We start from the raw sequence: 3,370 nt of genomic DNA, 5'->3' as shown, positions 1-3,370 counted from the left end.
GGCGCCGGAGGCGCCGGGCCAGCCGCCGGGGCGGCCCGCGTCGTCCTCGTCCCCGTGCGCCGGGGCCGCGGGCAGCCCCTGCAGCCGCGCCAGCAGGGTCTCGGAGGGCGGGGGCGGCGGGGTCTGCGCGAACGCGCTCTTCAGCCGGCGCTGGGCGTCGGCCTCCGCCCGGCACCCGGCGCAGGTCGCGAGGTGGGCGAGGACGCGGTCGCGGTGGTCGTGGGAGAGCTCGCCGTCGATGAGCGCGGCGAGGCTGTCCCCCAGATGCTGCTCACTGCTCACTCGGTTCAGCCTCCCCCGTACGAGCGGACGGCGCGCCCGCGAGCACGGGAGCGGCGTCGAGGACCTCGTCGCGCTCCGGCGCGGACGGCGAGCGGTGGCTGAGCGACTTGCGCAGGTGTGAGCGGCCGCGGTGGATCCGGCTGCGCACGGTGCCGAGCTTCACACCGAGGGTGGCGGCGATCTCCTCGTAGCTGAGCCCCTCGATGTCGCAGAGCACCACGGCGGCGCGGAAGTCCGGCGCGAGGGTGTCGAGCGCCTGCTGGATGTCGGCGTCGAAGTGGGTGTCGTTGAAGTGCTGCTGCGGTGAGGGCTCCCTGCTCGGGAGCCGTTCGGCGGCGTCGTCCCCCAGCGCGTCGAAACGGATGCGCTGCTTGCGCCGGACCGTGTCCAGGAAGAGGTTGGTGGTGATCCGGTGCAGCCACCCCTCGAAGGTCCCGGGGGTGTAGGTGGAGAGCGACCGGAAGACGCGGACGAAGACCTCCTGGGTGAGGTCCTCGGCGTCGTACTGGTTGCCGGTCAGGCGGTAGGCGAGCCGGTAGACGCGGGCGCTGTGGGTGGAGACGATCTCCTCCCAACTGGGAGGGGTCCATCCGGTGTCGGGGGCGGCGCCGGCAGCTGACGCACCGTCCGTCCGGAAGCCGGCGGCGGGAACGACCTGGGCGCGTGCAGCATTGTCGGTCACAGAATTCGGCCCGCCGGCGACGCCCCGGATACGGCGCAGAACGCCCCGGGAACCGAACGCGGCCGCACCTCCCCTGTCGGCTCTGGTGTCCAGTGGAGTGCCAACCATAGTCACCTCGCCCGTTAGCTCCGGATAAGGATTATTGGCCTGCTTTCCGCCGCCGGGCGGATGGCCCCGTGCACCGGGAGAACGTACGGTCCCCGCGTCCGGTTCCCCGCCGGACTCGATACAGTCGTGCCGCGACTGACGGGGACAGGAGAGTGCCATTACCGGCAACCGGCACACCAGCTGGGCGTTCGCCGACGCGTACGGTGTCCCGGATATCGGGACCGCCGCCGGTGAGGCGCTGCTCTGGGCCCGGGACCGCTCCCGGGAGATCGGTGTCGCCAGCGTCTCCCCCGGCTGCGGCGACGCGCTGCGGCTGCTGACCGCGACCGCGGACGCCAAGGCGGTCGTGGAGATAGGGACCGGCACCGGGGTCTCCGGGTTGTACCTGCTGCTGGGCATGCGGCCGGACGGCGTGCTGACCACCATGGACACCGAGCCGGAGCGGCAGCAGTTCGCCCGCGAGGCGTTCCGCGCCGCCGGCTTCGCCGGCAACCGGGCGCGGCTGATCCCGGGCCGTGCGCTGGACGTGCTGCCGCGGCTGACCGACGGCGGCTACGACCTGGTCTTCTGCGACGGCGATCGGGAGGAGTACCTCGACTACCTCGGCGAGGCGGTGCGGCTGCTGCGACCGGGGGGCGTGCTGTGCTTCTCCGGGGTCTTCTCGGGCGGTGACACCGTCGACTCCTCGGCGCAGACCACCACGGTGCTCACCCTCCGGGAGCTGCTGCGGGCCCTGCGGGAGAGCGACCGGCTGGTACCGGCGCTGCTGCCGGTGGGCGACGGCCTGCTCTGCGCCACCTGCCGCTGAGAGCGGGTGCGCCCGGGGCCCGCCCCGCCCGTGGCGTCCGGAGCAGGAGGGCGCCCCGGAACGCGCGTGCGCTCCGGGGCGATGTTCTCCCTCGGTACTGCGGCTGTCAGCCGGTCAGCCGCACACCTTCTTCAGTTCCTCGTCGAGCGCGACCGCCTCGTCCGGGGTCAGCTCGACGACGAGACGCCCGCCGCCTTCGAGCGGAACGCGCATGATGATGCCCCGCCCCTCCTTGGTGACCTCGAGCGGGCCGTCGCCCGTCCGCGGCTTCATGGCCGCCATGCTCGTTCCCCTTCCTGAAACCAGCTCATCATCCGCCCGGAGACCACCAAGACGCGCGCGCGTTCTGCGCGTGCGCCGGTCTCGAACAGATTGCCTCGCCTTCATTATCCCGCATGGGACGACCGGATGACCAACAGCGGCGTCCCGGACCGCCCCTCGGGGCAGTCCGCTGCCTTCCCGGGCGGCCCCCGCCACCGCCCCGGCAGAGCCGGGGGCCGGGGGCAGGCGGACCGCGCGCGGGGTTTGACCCAGCTCACATGCACGCACGGGTACGGTTCGATGGACGCTGCGTCATGCTGTCCGACATGGCCGACACCGTGCAGTACGCCGTGACCGACTCCCTCGCCGTCGTGACGCTGAACCGCCCCGACGCGATGAACGCCCTCGACACCGCGACCAAGGAGGCGCTGCGGGACGCCCTGACCGAGGCGGGCGGCGACGGCGGGGTGCGCGCGGTGCTGCTGACCGGCACCGGGCGGGCCTTCTGCGTGGGCCAGGACCTGAAGGAGCACGTGCGGTCGCTGGCGGCGGAGGACGGCGCCGGTGGGGCGGCCGGGCCGGGGAGCGCCATGCGGACGGTGGCCGACCACTACAACCCGATCACGCTCGCCATCGCCTCGATGCCCAAGCCGGTCGTGGCGGGAGTGAACGGCGTCGCGACGGGCGCGGGTCTGGGGTTCGCGCTGGCCGCGGACTACCGCGTGGTGGCGGAGAGCGCCTCGTTCAACACCGCGTTCGCCGCCATCGGGCTCGGCGCCGACTCGGGGCTGTCCTGGAGTCTCCCCCGCGCGGTCGGTCCGGCGCGGGCGGCGGAGCTGCTGCTGATGCCGCGCCGGGTGGACGCCGCCGAGGCCGAGCGACTGGGCATCGCGCAGCGGGTGGTGCCGGACGGGGAGCTGCCGGCGGTGGCGCGCGAGGTGGCGCTGGCGTTCGCCGCCGGCCCGACGGTGGCCTACGCGGCCATCAAGCGGGCGATGGCGTTCGGCGGCTCGCACTCGCTGGCGGAGACGGTGGAGCTGGAGGCGGCGCTGCAACGGGAGGCCGGGGCCAGCGCCGACCACCGCGCCGCGGTGGCGTCGTTCGTGGCCAAGGAACGGCCCGTGTTCGAGGGGCGCTGACGGCCGAACACCGCTGCGGCGTCCGCACCCGGCGCACCGGCCGCGGGTCAGCCGCGGTCGGCGCCCCCGGCGGGCGGCTCGCCGCCGGCC

Annotated in this window: 5 protein-coding genes; 2 read left to right on the top strand and 3 right to left on the bottom strand. The window is 74.2% G+C overall.

The annotated features are described in order from the left end of the window. Positions 1 to 282, bottom strand: a 282-nt coding sequence (locus HCN52_RS22990) for an anti-sigma factor family protein (RefSeq protein WP_312876846.1), incomplete at its 3' end; no start/stop codon positions are given. Continuing rightward, positions 272 to 1,072, bottom strand: a complete 801-nt coding sequence (gene sigE / locus HCN52_RS22985; protein WP_209314882.1) for an RNA polymerase sigma factor SigE — start codon at positions 1,070 to 1,072, stop codon at positions 272 to 274. The genes sigE and HCN52_RS22990, both read right to left, overlap by 11 nt. Positions 1,073 to 1,229: 157 nt before the next feature. On the opposite strand from sigE, the gene HCN52_RS22980 reads away from it, so the two are divergent. After that, a complete protein-coding gene (locus HCN52_RS22980) occupies positions 1,230 to 1,880 on the top strand; it encodes an O-methyltransferase (protein WP_168090353.1) in 651 nt (216 codons plus the stop codon). A 114-nt stretch (positions 1,881 to 1,994) separates the two neighbouring features. Here the strand turns inward: HCN52_RS22980 and HCN52_RS22975 are convergent, their stop codons facing one another. Further along, the gene (locus HCN52_RS22975; RefSeq protein ID WP_103500878.1) at positions 1,995 to 2,162 is read right to left on the bottom strand and encodes a DUF3117 domain-containing protein; all 168 of its coding nucleotides are present in this window, start codon (positions 2,160 to 2,162) and stop codon (positions 1,995 to 1,997) included. Between the two features lie 305 nt (positions 2,163 to 2,467). Here HCN52_RS22975 and HCN52_RS22970 point away from each other — a divergent pair, with 305 nt between their 5' ends. Then, positions 2,468 to 3,280, top strand: coding sequence for an enoyl-CoA hydratase-related protein (locus HCN52_RS22970; protein ID WP_168090351.1), 813 nt, complete (start codon positions 2,468 to 2,470; stop codon positions 3,278 to 3,280). Positions 3,281 to 3,370: the final 90 nt, after the last annotated feature.

The organism is Streptomyces bohaiensis (assembly GCF_012033785.1).
GTDB classification, from domain to species: Bacteria; Actinomycetota; Actinomycetes; order Streptomycetales; family Streptomycetaceae; genus Streptomyces; species Streptomyces bohaiensis.
The sequence above is the reverse complement of the archived record's forward strand: the minus strand, read 5'-3'. Positions and strand labels throughout refer to the sequence as shown.